The following is an 18,750-nucleotide window of genomic DNA, read 5'->3' on the forward strand; positions in this document are numbered from 1 at the left end:
ATAAATCCTCTTTCCTTTGCATTACCCCGGTTTCTCGCCTGTCCTCATTTGGCTTCGCAAACGCCTTATTGACAGGCATTACGAAGGCATTTGTCCCTTTTTATTCGTCTTTTCCAAAGATTTTCCGTAACTATTTAGAATTTTAATTCAACCAACGAGTCTTATTTATATTCAATAAGGAAATCTGTCACAAGATTTTGCCCCATCCCATTCTTTCCGCCAATAAACCATATACTTCTTCTTGGTGAATCACCCCTCCCTTTTCACGCGCCATCTGCATATACTCTTCCCTCTTTCGCTTTGATACCACCGCAATATCTGCAAAAGCCAACCGACCGCATGGTACGGCAACTTGCATACAGCACAAAATGAATGGCGAATGAAAAGGAAACAAGATGACAGGAACCAACTTAATCATGCAAAAAAAAGGGAAGTCTCACGACTTCCACAATTCTTCTAACCTTAAATCTAAATCTCTATGAAAAAAACGTGCGGCAAATATAAGGTTTTATCATTAGTAATAAATGATATAAGGGAAATATACTGAAAAAAATTAAGATTTATTAAAAGAAGCATCCAAAGAATCATTCGCAGCCAATCGCTTTCAGTAACTCCGCATAGATAGAATTCTGTTTCAACAGGTGAGGCACTCCCACGATAAACATCTGCTTACGGGCACGGGTAAGCGCCACATTTAGCTTTCGGTCAATCCATACGCCGTTCTCTTCCGTCAGATTCGCCAGAAACTTCAGCTGATAGGTACGATTCACACAGAAAGAGTAAATGATGACATCCCGCTCACTGCCTTGAAAGCGTTCTACCGTATCTACCAATATATCGTTCAAAACAGGAATGCCTAAAGCGGCAATTTCCTTCTTGATCAAGGCTATCTGGCTGCGATAAGGAGTGATGACACCCAATGTGACGGAAGATTGGAAACCGGAAGTGGCAACGTATTGACGATACACCGCCGCCGCCAGCCTGGCTACCAGCCGCGCCTCCGAATGGTTCATCTTGGCAGACTGCGCCGACGGTTCGGGCACGGAAGGCAAAAACGCCACACGGCGGGTCAGCAAAGGGGCAAACTCACAATCGCCCAACTCCGGCGAGAGGGCAAGCGCGCCTTGCTGGTGGGGCAAGCCGACCGGTTCCAGCAAGCCACCGTAGAACGCCCGGTTGGGAAACATCGCCACCTCCACGTTCATACGCCCCTGCCGGCAGAGCATGTCGTAAGAGCGATTGGGGGTAAGGGAGGAGGGATAGGCAGCCGATAAGGGGCCTTGTGCAGCAAGATTCCGGTACAAACGTTCGAAAAGGGAGTCTTTCAGATTGTAGAGCCCGATAGCCCTCAACGCCTCATCGCACACCTCCGACTGCTCGGCAGCCTGCAACACAACGGCGGGAAGCTGCTTATGGTCACCTATCAAGATAAACTTGCCGATGGCATCCGCTCCCGCCGGATTGCGGGTGCAGAGCAGTCCCAACAATTGCGGCTCCAATATCTGGGTGGCCTCATCCACAATCGCCACATCGAACGTCTTCAGGCGGAAGAGTTCGGTTTTGGCAGAAAGCGTGGCAACTGTGCCTACAAAAACACGGCAACGGGCAATGCGTTCCTGTACCTGGCGACGGGTGGCACACCCCTCCAACATATTCTCTATCAGATAAGGGCGAAACAGCTCATCGCACGAGAGCTCGCTACCGATGCGGATAAAGTCGATCTTCGGCGTAATGGCGGCCAACGCCTTGCTGATTTCGTCCACGGCACGGTTGGTGTAGGAGAGCAACAGAATCTGCTTCCCCTCCTTGTAAAAAGCCTCCACCATTCCACGCAATGCCCGGGAGGTCTTGCCCGTGCCCGGAGGGCCGATGAGGAGAAAATAGTCTTGTGCCGCCCGCGCCTTCAAGATGATTCGGGCAAAGGCATCCTCCGAAGTGGCTGCAATCGGACCGTCCAGCGAGGTGTCAAATTCAGGAGGCCGCTGTCCCAACAGCAAATCGCGCCGACGCTGTGTTGCGGAAAGGAAAATGGAAAGTCCCAGATACATGCTGCGGAAAGAGGTATCCATCGAATCGTGCTCAACGGCATAACGACTATCGACAGGCAATACCCTCGCATTCTGCTGGGTGGCACGAAGACGGATGCAGACTTCATCGTCGGAGATACGTTCGATGTTGCCTTTGAACACCATTTTATTGGTCACATTGTCGGTCAGCGCATTCCGCTCGTAGAGCACCACCGCATCTCCCTGCCGGAAATTGGGGAGCACCGATTCCTGCCGGGCAGTCGTCTCCCGGTTAATCTTGAATGAGATATAGGGCTTGTGTGCGTCTGCCGCATGGCTCTCCCCGATAGTCAGGTCAAAGAGAATCTCTCCTGCCTCGCATTTTTCGGCCAGCGTGGCAAGCCAAAGCGCGGAGGCTCCGGTGCGCCCCTCATAGTCCACATCACCCGACTTGGAGGTGTAGAGCTCTTTGGTAATGAAGTTGTAGAGTGTATAAAAATAGCTCTGTTCCAACGAAGAGAGCGCACGGATGCGTTGCGCCACGGCATCGATGGAGGGATAGAGGAAACGCTTCCACAAGGTGTTGTCCAGGCCGCGCTCGTTCAGCGTATCGGGATGGATGGCCCGCAGCCGTTCTGCCGTATAGTGAGGGCTGTTACGCAACTGGATGCCATATTCGTTGGCGACAATCCGGTTGCGCACGTCCATCGCCCGACGAACCAATGCCCACGAAGAACGTGCCGGATAGAGCAACGGATAACGGGTATAGAACAGATACGCCTTGACGTAGCGGTGGTCTTTCTCCATCGAGTATTCCAACACCGCCTGATAGAGCATCATCTGCACCAGGTTGTTCTCTTTGGGCGCCACCTTTCCACGGATGGAATACTCATCGGCCTTGCCGGACTTCATTTCAATGAACGAGGTCATATCGCGCTGCATATAGTCCAGACGTCCCTGCAAGCCCAATGCCTCGCAGATGTACGAAGGTTCCAGCACAGCATCCGTCTTGTCCAGCCCGTAGCCGGAAGCACGGAAAGTCTCTGTCACGGTCCGGCGGATATTTTCGAAATGGAGCTTGCAACCGGCGAAAAACTCCGCTTCCTTCTCCCTGTCACGCAGGTCGGCACACGCCGCCAGTTCGATGGGATAGGAACGGAACGCCTTCTTCATGCACGACAGATAGTCTGGCTCTCCTTTAGCATGAATCCATTCGTCCAGAAAGAGGTTGGCAATGTTACCCAACAGCAACGGGCGGGTATTGTCCGGTGTCTGAAGACGTGCCAGCATATAGTTGGCCGGATGATGCCCGTACTCCTTGAAACATTCGGCAAGCGAACTGATGTCTATCAGGTAATCCGGCTCCAGTATAATGAAAGAGGGGGTCAGCACACCGGCTTCGTCGATTGCCACATCCAGCAGGTTGACTTGCGCATGCCGCCACAGGAGCTGGCAGGTTTCGGCAAACTCCTCATTCACCTGAGGCACATTGTAGCGGACACGCAACGGCTCATCCGCCACGGTATCTACAGGCGACACATACAGATAGGTATCATCGGCATACTGGAAACTGACACGCATCCGCCTCATCCGTTCTTTGGCAGGGGGAGCCACTATATATGTGGCATCCGCACGGGGCAACAGGCGATAGAGTTCGGCAGGAATCCCCTCCCCCGTCAGCCGTTTGACGAAGAATGCCAGCGTTTTGGCATCGCGCAACAATTGTTCCCGTTGCGGCTCCGCCTGCCGGTTCAGAATGGCATTGGAAGTCAGTCGGAAGGTGTGCAACCGATTCTGCTCCGCCACGGAAAGTCCCAACTTTGAAGACACGAAACTGATACGTGCCGACAGGTCTGTCATTTGCAACGAACCGTCGGGCATCTGCGTGCGGCACAAGCGTTCCAGCAACTCACGCATCTGCCGGTAAGCGGCATCCAACGGGAAGTCTCCTTCGCGACATACCGCCCACAGCGTATCATAATACTCCTTTATCTCTCCATTCACTTCTTTGTCCCTTGTATCTCGTCACTCGTCACTTGTCACTTCCTTATCTCTTATCATCAGGATGCTCAACTCATAGAGCATGTAGAGCGGCACCGCCACTACGGTCAGTGTAAACGGGTCGCCGGTCGGGGTAATGACGGCAGCGGCAATCACTATCACGACAATGGCATGGCGACGGTAGTTTCTCAGGAAGGTCTTATGCACCAGCCCCAATAGGGAGAGTAGCCACGTCACCAGAGGCAACTCGAATGCCAGCCCCATGCAGAGCACCAGCATCATGAAGTTGTCTATATATGAATTCAAGGAAATCTGATTCTCGATAGCGGCACTCAACTGATAAGTGGAGAGAAAGCGAAGCGTCAGCGGATAGACCATGAAGTAGCCCAACAACACCCCCACAAAGAACATCACCGTGCCAATCGCCAACGCCTTTTTCACCCCCTTTCGCTCATGCGGATAGAGTGCCGGACTGACAAACCTCCACACCTCATAAAAGAGGTAAGGAGCAGCCGTCACTACAGACATCCAGAATGCCGTGGACATGTGCACAAAGAAGGGGGCGGCCAGATTGATGTTGACCAGCTTCACGTGAAACTCTTGTGTGAAGAACTCGTCGTGGAGGTCGAGCTCCTGCCCTATCCAGCGCAACAGGTCGTAGAAAACGAAATCGTTGTGGCAAGGAGCCAATATCACCTCGTCAAACAGATAGGGCATCGCTATGAAATAGCCGACAGCCAATACAAACCATACACCCAACACCCGAAACAGCACCCGGCGAAGTTCCTCCAGATGATCCCAAAAGGTCAGTTCTTTTTCTGCCACTATTTATCCAAATCTTCTTTCGCCTTGTCAATTTCTTCCTTCGCCTCGTTCACTCCTTCCTTGAAGCTTCGCACGCCTTTGCCCAATCCACGCATCAGCTCAGGTATTTTCTTGCCGCCAAACAGCAACAAGATGACCAACGCAATGATAATCCATTCGGAACCACTGGGCAAAAAGCCCAATAATAGTAAGTTTGTCATAATCGCAATAGAATTAAATTGAATGCAAAGATAGAAAAAGGAATGATGAATGAAGAATGATGAATGAAGAATTAGTGACAGATTCCTCACTCTTTATTCCTCACTCAGCATTATTCCTGATAGTACACCCTCTTCACCCGCGTCGAAACACTGGTCAGCACTTCGTAAGGAATGGTATCGAGCGCATCGGAAAGCACAGTGATGGGCAGGTGGTCGCCAAAGATCTCCACACTGTCGCCCTCCTTGCAGTCAATGCCCGTTACGTCAATCATACAGACATCCATACAGATGTTGCCTACGTATGGAGCTTTCTGTCCGTTTACCAGACAGTAAGCGTGCCCGACGCCCAAATGGCGGTTCAATCCGTCGGCATAGCCGATGGGAATGGCGGCAATGCGCGACGGGCGTTCCAGACGCCCCTTGCGGCTATAGCCTACCGTATCTTCCTGAGGCACATCACGTATCTGGAGAATGGTGGTCTTCAAAGTACTTACATTGTTCAGTATGGAGTTGTCGATAGGACTGATTCCGTAAAGGCCGATGCCCAAACGAACCATGTCGAACTGCGCCCCCGGGAAACGTTCGATGCCCGCAGAGTTGCAGATATGGCGAAGTATCTTATGCGCGAAAGCCCCCTGCAACGTCGCGGACGCCTTTTCAAACGTCTCTATCTGCTGACGCGTAAAAGCATCGAACTGCGCCGAATCGCTTCCCACCAAATGAGAGAACACGGAGCGTGCGATAACCGCATTCTGTCCCTTCAACCGTTCTATCAACTGCGGGACATCCGCCGGCGCAAAGCCTAACCGGTGCATGCCCGTATCCAGTTTGATGTGGACCGGGAAATTCGTGACACCCTCTTTCTCCGCCTCCTTTATCAGCGCATCGAGCAGTTGGAAGCTATATACCTCCGGCTCCAGCTTGTAGTCGAACATCGTCTTGAACGCCGTCATCTCCGGATTCATAATGATGATGCTTGCCGTGATTCCCGCTTTCCGGAGTTCGGAGCCTTCGTCCGCCACTGCCACCGCCAGGTAGTCCACCCGATGTTCCTGCAACGTTTTGGCTATCTCATACGAACCGGCACCGTAGGCAGAGGCCTTCACCATACACACCATTTTGGTTTCCGGCTTCAGCTTGCTGCGATAATGGTTCAAGTTGGCCACCATGGCACCCAGGTTGACTTCCAATATCGTCTCGTGCACCTTCTTCTCCAACAGCTCCGTCAAGGCATCAAAGCCGAACTTGCGTGCGCCCTTAATCAGGATGATTTCATTCTCAAGGCGGAGCTCTCCCCGCCCGATGGCGCGCATCAGGCTTTCCGTATCGGGATAAAAATCCTTTTCGATGTCGAAGCGTGCCGCGCACGATGACATCTCATGCCCCACGCCGATGATGCGCTCTATGCCGTGACTGCCCACCAACTGAGCCACCTGCCGGTAAAGAATGGAGGCATTTTGTCCCGTCTCCAGAATATCCGAAAGAATCAGCGTCCGCTTCAAGCCATTGGCCTGCGAGCGGCGATACAAGAAATTGAGCGCTATATCCAGCGAGCCGAGGTCTGAATTATAACTGTCGTTAATCAACAGGCATCCGTTCTTTCCCTCCTTCACCTCCAGCCGCATCGCAACCGGCTCGAGCTTCGCCATACGCTCCGTAATCTGTTCGGCAGGAAGCATCAGGTAGAGGCATGCGGCCAGGCAGTTCAACGAATTCTCGATGGAAGCGTCGTCAATGAAAGGCAGCGTGAAGGTATTGTCCATATCCAGGTAGCGATAGGAGATGACCGTGCTGTCCTCCCCCTTCTCCACTTTGCTGATGGACAAGGGGCGTTCCATATCCTTCCGGCTCCAGGCAATCTCACGGGCGGAGAGCATGGACTTCGCCACGCAATTGCTGAGAAATTCGTCGTCGCCGTTGTAAATCAACACATCACAATCCTTGAAGAGCGACAACTTCTCCATACACTTGTCCTGCATCGAATAGAAATTCTCCTGATGCGCCCCTCCGATGTTGGTCAGGATGCCGATGGTCGGCTTGATGATGTGCTGCAAGGCACGCATCTCGCCCGGTTCGGAAATGCCCGCTTCGAAAATGGCAAGCTCCGACTGCTCGTCCATCTGCCAGACAGACAAGGGAACACCGATTTGGGAATTGTAGCTGCGGGGCGAACGGACTATGCTCCGTTCAGGACTGATAAGCTGGTGCAGCCACTCCTTGACAATGGTCTTTCCGTTGCTGCCCGTAATGCCGATAACAGGAATCTGAAATTGTTCCCGATGCTGTTCAGCCAGTTTTTGCAGCGCTTTTAGTGGATTGGGAACGATCAGGAAATTGACAATTGATGAATGAGCATTCTCCATGCCCCATGCTCCATGCTCAATGGATTTGAAACTCTCTTCGCTGACCACGAAGTTGCGTACCCCACGGGCATACAAGTCGGGGATATACCGGGCACCATCGTTCCGCTTTGTGGTCAAAGCAAAGAAAAGCGTCTCTTCGGGGAAACTCAGTGAACGGCTGTCCGTAAGCAGCCAATCGATGGAAGCGGACGCATTCCCCACGCGTCGCGCACCTATGATTTCGGTTATGCTTTCAATCGAGTATGACATATCTCTTTCTCTTTTTGAAAATCTAAGTACGGGTATTTTCCGTTAAGTTGGTCTATTTTTAACACTATTTGTCCTAAAAAACACTTATAGCCTTCAGAGTCCGGGCGGAAAGGTTTATGTGCCAATGCCTTACGGATATGTTCGCTTTCCGCCATAATATTCAAAGCCTCTTCAGAAAAGCAGGTGCGTGAGAAGCTTTCCCACACGTAGCGAACAGCCACTTCGGAGGGATGCACCATGTCTTCGGCATAGAAGCGGTAGTCGCGAAGCTCGTCGAGCAGCAGTTCGTAGGCGGGAAAGTAGCACACCTGCTCTGGGAAAAGCGTCTGAAGCCGCTCGATAGCAAGCAGCAGCGTCGCCTTGCTGAGGTTATTGGCGTGCAACCCGTCGCGAATATGACGGATAGGGCTGACGGTGAACAGCACCCTCAGCTTAGGATTCCGCAAGAACCATTCCGACAGCAAGGCCTGATAGTCCATCACTATTTCTTCTACCGACAGCTTGCGCCGTGTGAAGTTCGCCTCCGGCAATTTGTGGCAATTGGAGACCACCGTCCCCGTCTCTTTGGATTCATACACCCATGCCGTGCCGAAAGTCAGCAGCAGGCAGTCCAACCGGGGAAGGAGGGCGTGCGCCTCCCGCAGCCGGGCGTTGATGCGTCGCAGCGTCTCGTCCGCTTCGGGAGAAGAGAAATCGCCGTGGTGCATCGGGCTGTGCCAGCATTCGCGAAAGAAGAAAAGCCTGTCCGCCCCATACTCCTTCCCCGCCTCTATCTCACGCAAGGCAGAAGAGATGGAGAGCGGATTGTAGAGCACTCCGTAAGGATTGACATCACAACGAAATTTGGCATCCAGCAGCCTTGCACCCATCTCGGCGGCAAAGCAGGAGCCCATCAGCATCAGGCGGTCGGCATGCGACAGCCGAGGCAAACCGGCAGGCAGTTCAACGGGAGTATATAGGTTCATCATCTTTCATACGTACAATTCAAAATTAAAGAACATATCTACTCCGTTATCGTATATCTCACGCACTTCATCTTCCGTCAATTGTTTTACGGAATACATTCTTTCAGCATCACTAGAACGATATGTAAACAATACATTCATATCTTTGGGCGCAATTTTTATAAGCTGGTTTAGAATATACGGACTATGCGTTGCTATAAACAGCATATCATCATGTTCTTGAATGGCATCAAGCAACCAATTTATAAATTTACATTGCGTCGGGGGGAACAGATTGTTCTCCGGCTCCTCAAGAAATATCTCACTATGCTCCACATTGATATACCTGTTATACAGAGCTCTAAAGCGTTCGGCTTCCTCACGGTTTGAAAAGCTATAATCATATCCTTCTAATGTCACCGACTCCGCATGCAAAACATCTTCCTTGCCTTTAAGCCTGTTGTATATCGTCGAAAGCAGATTTTTGCGCTCTTCTTTCTGCTCATACGATATTTGCCCATTGCGGTCTTTATATTGGCCATTCACAAGATAATCCAAATGGACATACATCGGCAGAAGAGACTGAACCCCACTTGAACTTTCCCGAAGCATCAGCGGTGTCCCGTTTTCCAATCGTATCTTATCGGAATTCGACATACTATCATAGGAGTACGACATCCCAAGATCAAGGAAATTCTCTTCTCTCTTGATAAACCTACGGGCCTTGTCCCAATCAGACATAAACTCAATCATATTCCCATCCATTGACAACAAACTCCATCCTGGAATTGCAGCCACCAGATTTCTGTCTGTCGGAATATAACTCACCTTCGGCCGCCTATAATCCCATCGCTTAGACTTCCAATTCATTTTAAAAGTCTTAGACGAATGGTCGTAACTAAATTTCATGTGACGGGTTTCATACTCAATGTAAGTATCATCTTGAACATATCCATTCATCTTATAATAATCTGCCATAACGTCAATAAACGTACTCCCCTTACCCAATCCATTCACTTTTTGAGTAAGTTCCAAACGTTTTTCCACCCAAGAGCAATAACATGCCGTTTTAAGCACACAACTCTTGCCCGAGCTCTGCATACCCGTTATAATATTGACTTGTCCCAATGTCAGATGCGCGTCTTCAATAGGGCCAAAATTCTTTATGAGCAGACGTTTCATAATTTCTTTTTTAATGAATGAGAAAGAGAGGCAGACCATCCCTGTTGCAAATATAACACATATTTATAGTCAAATAGAAATATCTTGCGAATATTTCTGTTGAAGGAGTCATTAGGAGTTAAAGGGAGTTATCACTTCGCTTCGATCCTTCTGAAGTTAAAAGCTATTCAGCAGCCAATTCTGTACCTGTTCAGCCATTTGCCCGATTGGAGTTCAAGAACCCGTAGGGACAACCTTGGTGTAGCTACCCGTTTGTATGCTGTCGGCCGACATTTCGGATGCACCGGGGACGCTATCGCCTATCCATACCCTCCTTTTTTGTCTTCAAAAATTCCGTTGGCAGATAGAGCACATACAGCCCCCTGTCTGCTCCCTACCTGCTCCCTACCAACTCCCTACCCGCTCCTTGTATATCCCGTCTCTATAGACAGGGAGAAAACAAGGAGTAGATAAGGAGAAAAGATAAGGATATTTTAATGGAATGAGGTGGAAAGAGCCCTCAAAAGACGATAGCCCAATAAAAGATGTTTTAAGCAAAGCTAATGCCGGAAAAAAATCATCTCACCACGAAACTTCCGAATCATGGCGAGATGAAAATAAATGTGGAACTCAACGGAACGTAGTCCGTAAGTATAAAAAAGACAAAGGAGATTATTTGGCCAGCACAATCTTATCCACCAAAGCACCTTTGGTATCGAGCACCTTCAGTTGCAGCCGGTCGCCTTGGGTCTGCCCGTCTATCACCATGTCTTTGGAGTTGATGATGACGGGGAACTTCACCCGGGCATCGGGTTTGCAATGAATGTAACGGTGCAGGTGCCCGCAAAGCATCGCATCGATGCCCGCCTCGTTCAGAATGGGGACAAACTTATCGAGAACCTCTTGCGGGCCATGCCACAATCCCTTGACGGGCTGCGGAGGCATGTGCGCAATGACGATGCGGAACCGGGCGTTCCGGAACTCCTCAGACCGCACGGCCTCTTTCAGCCATTCGGCCTGTTCCGTACGGTAATTGTCATAGTCGGTGATGCCGCTATACTCAATGTCGGAGTCCGGCTTGTCCTCTCCCGTATCTAAAACGACGAAACAGACCGGTCCTTGGCGGAACATGTAATACAAATGCGGCTCCTTCGGCGAGAAATAATGCTGGAAAGAAGTGGCGAACAGACCTCTCGTCTCGTGATTGCCGCGTGCGTAATACATCGGAATCTGCCGGGCGAACAAGTCGATGGATACATCCATAAAGCCTGAGAAGAGTTCGCCCTCATTCCTCAGCTGCGACAGCATATCTCCGTTGAAAAACACCATATCCTTTTGCAGGACATCGGCGGCCTTCAGCAGGGCGGGAATGTCATCGGTGCGTCCATGAATGTCATTAATCACGGCAAACGAGGTCTCCGGTTTCGCGGCATCGTTGGTGCGGAAAGAGGGCGGCGCGGACTGCCACACATCCAGCGCATCGGTTCTTCCGTAGATAACTTCCACTCCTTTGTGCTCCAACACCTCAGTGGCATATACCCGATACCGGTAAGTGGTGCCGGGTTTTAGCCCGGTCACCTTTACCACATGAAGCAAAGAGGTATTTTTCACGCCATTGGTCGTGTTGAAGTATTTACGCCGTTCGCGATTATAATAGTTGCTGCCGTCGTCCGGCGCCAGTTCCACCCATCCGATGGAGGGCTTATTGGCCATCCATACAAACGTAGCCTCCGTCTCTTTCACATGCTGCAAATAAGGCCCGTGACTGATGGCGATACGCTCGTCGGCATAGCCCGCCAATGTCAGGCAGAAGAGCCAGACAATACTCAAAACAATTCGCTTCCTATCAATCATATCCTTCCGTCTGAGTCAAATTAGGATTCGTGTTCAATTGGTTCTGGTGGATGGGCAGGTAGCGCTGGTACGGGCTGAAAGTACGGTTTTCCAACGTACGCAACGTCTTGTTATCCTCCGAAGGCGCTTCGATGACGGCGCGCATGTCCGGGTCGGGATTGTTCACATCCACCGTACCTACCATGCGATAGAGCGGACCATTCAACAGGGTTTCGGCAAGTAGCTTGCCGTTCTCATCCTTCCATCTCACCAGGTCGGCACGGCGCAAACCTTCGCCGGCAAGCTCGAGGCAACGTTCGCGGCGTACCAGCTCACGCAACTGCGCCTGCGTGCTGTAACGTGCTCTATCCACCGCAACATGTCCGCCGCGCGCACGCAGCTCATCGAGGATTTGGTAAACCTCATCAGTATTTATGCCCTTCTCCACATCGATTTCGGCAATGGTGAGCAACACTTCGGCATAACGGAACAAGATGGGACACAACTCATCGTTGGAGAGTGAGGCGGAATACTGCGAGATGGGAGCCGTATATTTCGCCCAAATCATACCGGTATGCGTGGCGTTATTGGCGGCATCCATATAGTCGGCGTTCGACTTGCCGTCAATCGTCTTATCCAGCGTATTATAAATGCGAGGCTTGCCGTTGGCACCGTCCCAATCCAGCCCCGGATAGACGATGGTCTTCTTCAGACGCGGGTCACGACGGGCAAACGGATGTACCGGGTCATAACCAGAGCCCTCTTCTTCGGGCATCAGGCCGTTCTCCATCTCAAACATGTCCACCAGATTCTGGGTGGGTACAAAGGAGGCCCATCCACCGTCTTCATTGCTGAACAGACGGATGGTGTTGCCAAAAGGTTTGGTGGTAGGAACGTGCTGCATGGAACAGATGATTTCCTTGGAGTCACGGCCTTTCAGGCTGAACAGCTCCTCGTAGCTCATCCCCTTCTCAATCTCATAGAGATTCAGGTGCTGGATGGCACGTGCCGCTTCCAACGCACGGTCCAAATCATCATAATAAAGCGCGGAACGCATCTTAATGGCGAGCGCCGTGCCTTTGGCAATGCGTCCGCGGGCAGCAGGCGCGTCATTCAATTCGATCACAGCCTTATCCAGTTCATCGTAAACAAACTTCTTCACAGCCTCTTCCGTGTCGCGCGGCAACTTGGCATCGTCGGCAAATTGCGGAAGGTCGGTAATCAGAGGCACGCCGCCATACCAGAAGTTCATCTGGAAATAACGCCATGCACGGATAGTACGGACCTGCCCGATGAGGTTGTTCTTCACTTTATCATCCGCAAAGGGAACTTTGTCTATGTTCGCCATAAACGTGTTGCACCGACGGATGATGTCATAATTGTAGTATTGCACCGTACTGGTGCGCGTAGCGGAACCGTTGCCTATATACTTGTAACTGCTGGAACCGGTATAGCTGTAAGCGATATCCGACATGCAGTCGGCAAAGAACACCTCCGACGAACCGGTAGCGGGGCTGCACCAATCTTCATAGCAGGCCACCACCGCCTTTTCCGCATCGGCCTCCGTCTTCCAGAAGGTAGCGGGCGAAAGGGCATCTTTAGGAGCCGTGTCGAAAAAGTCATCACACGAAGTCATCAAACCGCCTGCCATCAGCAACGGCAGGATATAATTTGTTAGTTTCATAATCGTCTGTCATTAAAAGGTTAAATTAATACCGAATGAATTAGTTGCCACCTGCGGATAGTGTGAGCCACGGCCGGAGGGAGATTCCGGGTCAATGTTGATAGGCAGGTTGTCTATCTTGAACAGGTTCTCGCCGGAGTAGTAAACACGGGCACGTGAAATGCCGAGACGGCTCAACCAGCCTTTCGGCAGCGTATAGCCAATCTGGATATTCTTGAAACGAAGGTAATTCGTCTTGAAAACCCAAAAAGAAGATACCGTGTTGGGGTAACTTGCGGTGTAAGAGGTCTCCGCTATGCGCGGGAAACTGCCGTTCGGATTCTCTTCCGACCAGGCATTGAACCATGCTGTGGAAGGATGGCTGTTATCGCCTTCGAATGTACCGAGAACCTCGCCGTTGAAATAGCGCGACACCCCACAAGCGCCTTGCAGCAATACGGAAGCGTCCAAGTTCTTCCAGGAAGCGCTCAGATTGAGGCCGAATGTGAATTTAGGCTGTTCGGAGCCGATGAGGTCGCGGTCTGCGGAGGTCAGTTTGCCGTCACCGTTCACATCCTTGTAGCGGATATCGCCGGCTTTGAACTTCTTGGCGCTGCCAAACGGGTTGCCATACTTCTCCGTATAGGCATCGGCCTCTTCCTGGCTCCGGAACAGACCATCGGCCACGTAACCGTAGAAAGAGTGATAAGGCTCACCCACACGATTGATCAGGTAGCTGTAATTGGCATCTATCTGCTCGCTTACGCCACCTAGGTTGAGCAGCTCGTTGCGGTTGACGGCAATGTTACCGTTGGCACGGAAGGTCCAGTCGCCCCAGGTATGGTGATAGCCTAACGTCATCTCCACACCCCGGTTGCGCATGGCGCCCACGTTGTCTTTGTAGGCCGACAATCCGAAGCTGCCCGGAACGGGAACGTCCATGATGATGCCCGTAGTCTTGCGGTTGTAATAGTCGAAGCTGAAGTCGATGCAATTCAGCAAGCTCATATCAAAACCTACACCCCAGGTCGTGGACTTTTCCCAAGAGATGCTCTCCAGTTTCTGGTTGGTCTGCGCGATACCCGATTCCAGAGAGCCGCCGAACGGATAGTTCTTGCCGATGGCATAGGTCACCAGCCAGGGATAATAATCGGTCAACGCATCCTGGTTGCCCAGCTGTCCCCATGAGCCGCGGATCTTCAGCGTCTGCAACCAGCTGCGCGCGCCTTCCATAAACGCCTCTTCGGAGATGCGCCATCCGGCAGAGAGCGAAGGATAATATCCCCAACGGTTGTCGGGACTGAAACGCGACGAAGCGTCCGCACGGAGATTCGCCTCAAACAGGTATTTGCCGGCATAGTCGTAATTGATACGTCCGAAATAGGACATCATGGCCAGTTCGCGGGTATATCCCTGATTGGTCTGTGTAGAAGAGCTTCCCGCATTGATGTCCGTAAGCTCGTTGTTGGGGAAGTCCTCACGGGCGGCTCTCAGCTCATCGTAGTTGTATTTCTCAATCTTGTAGCCGAACAGAGCCTTCAGGTTGTGCTTGCCGAAGCTCTTCTCATAGTTGAGCAACAGGTCGAGTGAAGGCCGGTTCCACAAGTAGTGGCGGACATTTGCCGAATTCGGTCCGTGATATTTGCTGGAGTTGTATTGGATATCTTTCACAAAGTCGTTGTACACCTGCACGTTTGAGACGTAAGAGCCCGTAGCAGTGAATTTCAAGCCTTCGAGGATGTGGTAGTCCACAGACAGGATGCCCGAGAAGTTCTGGTTCTTGCGGGTGAGGGTCTGGTCCAGGTCGAGCCAGGCGACCGGGTTGCCGTCACCGATGGTACCGTATGAACCGTCTTCATTCTTATACGGAATCCATGGAGCGATGATATTCAGCTGACGGATAATTTGGTCGGATCCGCCTCCCACGTAAGAGTTGGTGGGGTCGCTATAGCGATTGTTGATATAAGCCAGGTTGGCGTGAACGGAAATCTTGTCGGACAACTTCAGGTCGAGGTTGCTGCGCAGATTGAATTGTTCGCGGTTGCTGTGCTTCATGATACCATTTTGTCCCAGATAGCCTACAGAGACCATGTATTGCACATTTTCATTACCTCCGGAAACGTTGGCGTTGTGTTTGTGCATGAAGCCGCTGCCTTGATAGCCCAGGTCGTTCCAGTCGGTGTTCGGATGTCCGTAGGGGTCGGAACCGTCGCGGAACAACCGGATGTCCTCTTCCGTGAAGCGCGGATTCCGGCCGCTCGCCTCCAAAGCGCGGTTGTAGTAAGTGGCGGCATCGGCGGAGTTCATCCGCTCTACGTGGCCGGTGGCGCTCTGCCATCCGAAAGAGCCGTTGTACGTCAATACCGGGCGGCCCGACTTACCGCGCTTGGTGGTGATAAGGATGACCCCGTTGGCGGCTTTAGAACCGTAGATGGCAGCCGAAGCGGCATCCTTCAACACAGAGATGGACTCGATGTCGTTCGGGTCAAGCTGGCTCATGGAACCGCCTTCCACACCATCAATCAGGATGTAGGGAGAAGAGTTGTTGAGCGTACCCGTACCACGGATGCGCATGGTGCTCGAGTCCTCGCCGGGACGTCCCTGGCTGTTGGTGATGGCCAATCCCGGAACAAGTCCCTGAATGCCCGATTGGATGGAAGTAATGGGGCGTGCAGCCAATTCCTTGTTGGATACGGAAGCTACCGAACCGGTCAGATTCACTTTAGCTTGCGAGCCATATCCCACAACCACCACTTCCTCCAGCAGCTGCTGGTCTTCTTTCAGCCGGATGGCAAGCGTAGATTTATTGCCTACGGTCATCGTTGCGGTAGTATAGCCAATGTATTTCACTTCTAATACCGCATCCGATGCAACGGAGAGCGTAAAGTTACCGTCCACGTCAGTAATAGTACCCAGACTTTCGTTTCCCTTCACCACCACGTTGGCGCCGATGATGGGTTCACCGTTCACATCGGTCACCTTTCCGCTCACCTGTCTGGCAGTGTCTGTATTACCGCCTTTGCGGCTCTTATCGGTGATGACAATAGACTTTGGGGAAACCACCACGTATGCGAGGTTTTTACCCTTCAATGCGGCATCGAGCACGGAAGGCACAGAAGCATTCGTCTTGTGAAGCGTAATGTTTTCCGCCCCATCAAGCACTACATCCTGATAGGAGAAGCGATAAGTGGTCTGTTTCTCTATTACATCAAACACTTGACGTAGAGAGGCATTGCGAACGCTAATCGTCACCGTGTTCTCTTGCGCCATCAACGGCAAGCCAAAGCAGAACAGCAATAACGCAAGAAGCATCGTTACTTTTTTCTTTGCATGTTTGTTCATAACAATTGATTTTAAAATTAAAAATTATTTGACCGGTTCTGTGAAGAGAGACAAAAAATCTCAAAAAAAGTACCGAACAAAAAACATGTTATAAAACATTCTGCAAAAAAAGTACTGCAAGCACGCTATCTTTTTTCCAACAACACCTCTTTGTTTCGGATGCTTGCCTTCAAGCCGTATGAAAGCTCTATCACCTCCAGCGCTTCGTTCAAATTATTGGTGGGAAGGGTGCCGGTAAACGTGTTCGCCAAAAATTCATTGCAAGCAACCCTGAACGTGATGTTATAATTCTTTTCGATAGAGTGCAAGACATCCTGCAACTTTGAGTTACGGAAAATCAGCTCACCGCGCACCCAAGCCGATGCGATGGTGATATCGCCGGGAATCACCACCCGGATATCCCCGGTCTGCTGGTTGACGAGTGCCTTCTCGTTGGGATGCAAAACAACGCTGTCTCCTTTCCGGGTTGATATCAGCAGGACACGCCCCTCTTCCAGAGCGAGCTCCGCCATCTGCTCCGTGTCGCGCACGGACAGGTTGAAAGTGGTTCCCAACACCTCGACCCGCAAGTTGCGGTTTTCGATGACAAAAGGTACCTGAGGCATCTTGCGCACCTCAAAATAGCCTTCACCGCAGAAACGTATGTTCCGTTTGTCCCGGCTATACTCCCCGTTCTTATACAACAGCCGCGACATGGAGTTCAAAGTGACCTTGCTTCCGTCGGGCAGCAACACTCCCGACCGCTCGCCTTCACCGGTCGAAACGATTATCTCACCGGAGCCGAGCCGATGGTTCTCGTAATAGAGATAGACCGTACATGCCATGAATATCGGCAACAAGACGGCGGCGGCAATCCGCCCATAGCGCAACCATCTGTTTCCGATTTTCTTTCCGGTCAGCAACTGCCGGTCGATACGTTCTTTCATCCCCCTTATCAGCCCATCGTCCACACCCGCTTCATCGATGGTTCCGCTGTTCCACACCTCCAGCATCCGCTGTTCCAACTCCTCATCCGAAGCAGCGTTTACCTTCCGTCTAAGCTCAATCAGCTCTTCGCCTGTCAATGTTCCGTTCCGGTATTTATATTCTAAAACATCCATAACTTCTATTTTTATTTAAAGACACTTTGCAGAAAGCATCTGTACCGAAAAGAGATTTTAATTAATAAAAAATAAGATTAAAGACCATAGCAATTTATCAAATTCCTCCCTCAGTTTTTTCATCCCCAATGAGAGTTGGTTTTTGACAGTTTGTTCGCTTAACGACAGATATTCAGCAATTTCTCTGTTCGAAAATTGACGCATACGTGATAAGGTGATTACCTGTTGCTGTGTGCGGGGCAAAGAGGAAAGAATTTTACGGAACCGCAGCAGGAAATCGCGATATTCGACCCTGTCTCTCGTATCTTCCACCCCCAACTTGTCGGCATAGTCCAAATAATCCTCATAAATCGGGTGGTTTACCTTGGCACGATAGGCATTTATCAACAAATGCTTCGCCATAATGAACAGCAACGAACAGAGCGTTTCTTCCTGCTTTATCCTATTCCGCTGATTCCACAAACGGACAAACACGTCTTGCACAATCTCTTCGGCATCCTCCGTCTGCTTGGTATATTGCAAACAATAAGCATAGAGTCGTTTAGCATACAATTCATAGATTTCATTAAACGCCTTATAATCATCGTTTTTCAGACCACGAATCAGTTTCTGTTCTTTTTTGTCCATATTCAAGCGCAGCTTTCCTATCCACAAGATAGACTTCCTTTTAGTATCGCTCGCAAAAATAGACATTTTATTTCCATTCATCAACAAATAATCCACCATTTCCATGGCTTGCATTTTAAAGAACCAAGGGAATGAAAGAGGGGTATCAGATGACAAATAGGCTTGAAAGCGAAAGCCGATACCATTGTCCTATTGACAGACCGCCTCATTGTCAACGGGTGCAAAAATGGCATTGAGACAAGCAGCCATCGCCTCTGATGTAAACTATTTTTCATCGCCTTCTCACCACCTGCGCATTCCGATAGAAAAAAACGGCCTTTCCCCCTTTCTCCCCTGCTCTCCCTATCTGCTCCGGGGCTCACCCCTACCAGGGCCTATTCGGCTTCGGACGTTCTTCGGACAAACTCCACTCCCTAGGACCGAAGAATGTCCGAAG

11 protein-coding genes are annotated in these 18,750 nt (G+C 50.9%); all 11 read right to left on the reverse strand.

All coding sequences use genetic code 11. The annotated features are described in order from the left end of the window. Window positions 1–584: 584 nt before the first annotated feature. The gene (locus K2G43_RS02370) at window positions 585–4,010 is read right to left on the reverse strand and encodes an AAA domain-containing protein (protein WP_300152872.1); all 3,426 of its coding nucleotides are present in this window, start codon (window positions 4,008–4,010) and stop codon (window positions 585–587) included. Between the two features lie 21 nt (window positions 4,011–4,031). Further along, window positions 4,032–4,832: a twin-arginine translocase subunit TatC gene (tatC, locus tag K2G43_RS02375; protein ID WP_297642081.1), complete on the reverse strand. Its 801-nt coding sequence runs from the start codon at window positions 4,830–4,832 to the stop codon at window positions 4,032–4,034. Then, a complete protein-coding gene (gene tatA, locus K2G43_RS02380) occupies window positions 4,832–5,032 on the reverse strand; it encodes a twin-arginine translocase TatA/TatE family subunit (protein WP_297642079.1) in 201 nt (66 codons plus the stop codon). The genes tatC and tatA overlap by 1 nt, the downstream gene beginning before the upstream one ends. A 110-nt stretch (window positions 5,033–5,142) precedes the next feature. After that, window positions 5,143–7,644 carry a bifunctional UDP-N-acetylmuramoyl-tripeptide:D-alanyl-D-alanine ligase/alanine racemase gene (locus K2G43_RS02385; RefSeq protein ID WP_300152873.1) on the reverse strand — a complete coding sequence of 834 codons (2,502 nt, stop codon included), beginning with the start codon at window positions 7,642–7,644 and terminating at the stop codon, window positions 5,143–5,145. Beyond that, entirely contained in the window at window positions 7,620–8,609 is a 990-nt protein-coding gene (locus tag K2G43_RS02390; protein ID WP_300152876.1) for a GSCFA domain-containing protein, read from the reverse strand. Before K2G43_RS02390 ends, K2G43_RS02385 begins: the two co-directional genes overlap by 25 nt. A 6-nt stretch (window positions 8,610–8,615) precedes the next feature. Further along, window positions 8,616–9,770, reverse strand: coding sequence for an ATP-binding protein (locus tag K2G43_RS02395; RefSeq protein WP_300152874.1), 1,155 nt, complete (start codon window positions 9,768–9,770; stop codon window positions 8,616–8,618). 651 nt (window positions 9,771–10,421) lie between these two features. Beyond that, the gene (locus K2G43_RS02400) at window positions 10,422–11,603 is read right to left on the reverse strand and encodes an FN3 domain-containing metallophosphoesterase family protein (protein ID WP_297642076.1); all 1,182 of its coding nucleotides are present in this window, start codon (window positions 11,601–11,603) and stop codon (window positions 10,422–10,424) included. Next, window positions 11,596–13,266, reverse strand: a complete 1,671-nt coding sequence (locus K2G43_RS02405; RefSeq protein ID WP_297642074.1) for a RagB/SusD family nutrient uptake outer membrane protein — start codon at window positions 13,264–13,266, stop codon at window positions 11,596–11,598. Before K2G43_RS02405 ends, K2G43_RS02400 begins: the two co-directional genes overlap by 8 nt. 12 nt (window positions 13,267–13,278) lie before the next feature. Further along, window positions 13,279–16,587 carry a SusC/RagA family TonB-linked outer membrane protein gene (locus tag K2G43_RS02410; protein WP_297642072.1) on the reverse strand — a complete coding sequence of 1,103 codons (3,309 nt, stop codon included), beginning with the start codon at window positions 16,585–16,587 and terminating at the stop codon, window positions 13,279–13,281. Window positions 16,588–16,712: 125 nt separating this feature from the next. Beyond that, window positions 16,713–17,687, reverse strand: a complete 975-nt coding sequence (locus K2G43_RS02415; protein WP_297642071.1) for a FecR domain-containing protein — start codon at window positions 17,685–17,687, stop codon at window positions 16,713–16,715. A 57-nt stretch (window positions 17,688–17,744) separates the two neighbouring features. Then, entirely contained in the window at window positions 17,745–18,380 is a 636-nt protein-coding gene (locus K2G43_RS02420) for an RNA polymerase sigma-70 factor (protein ID WP_300152875.1), read from the reverse strand. Window positions 18,381–18,750: the final 370 nt, after the last annotated feature.

The organism is Bacteroides sp., from assembly GCF_029057325.1.
Classification (GTDB): domain Bacteria; phylum Bacteroidota; class Bacteroidia; order Bacteroidales; family Bacteroidaceae; genus Bacteroides.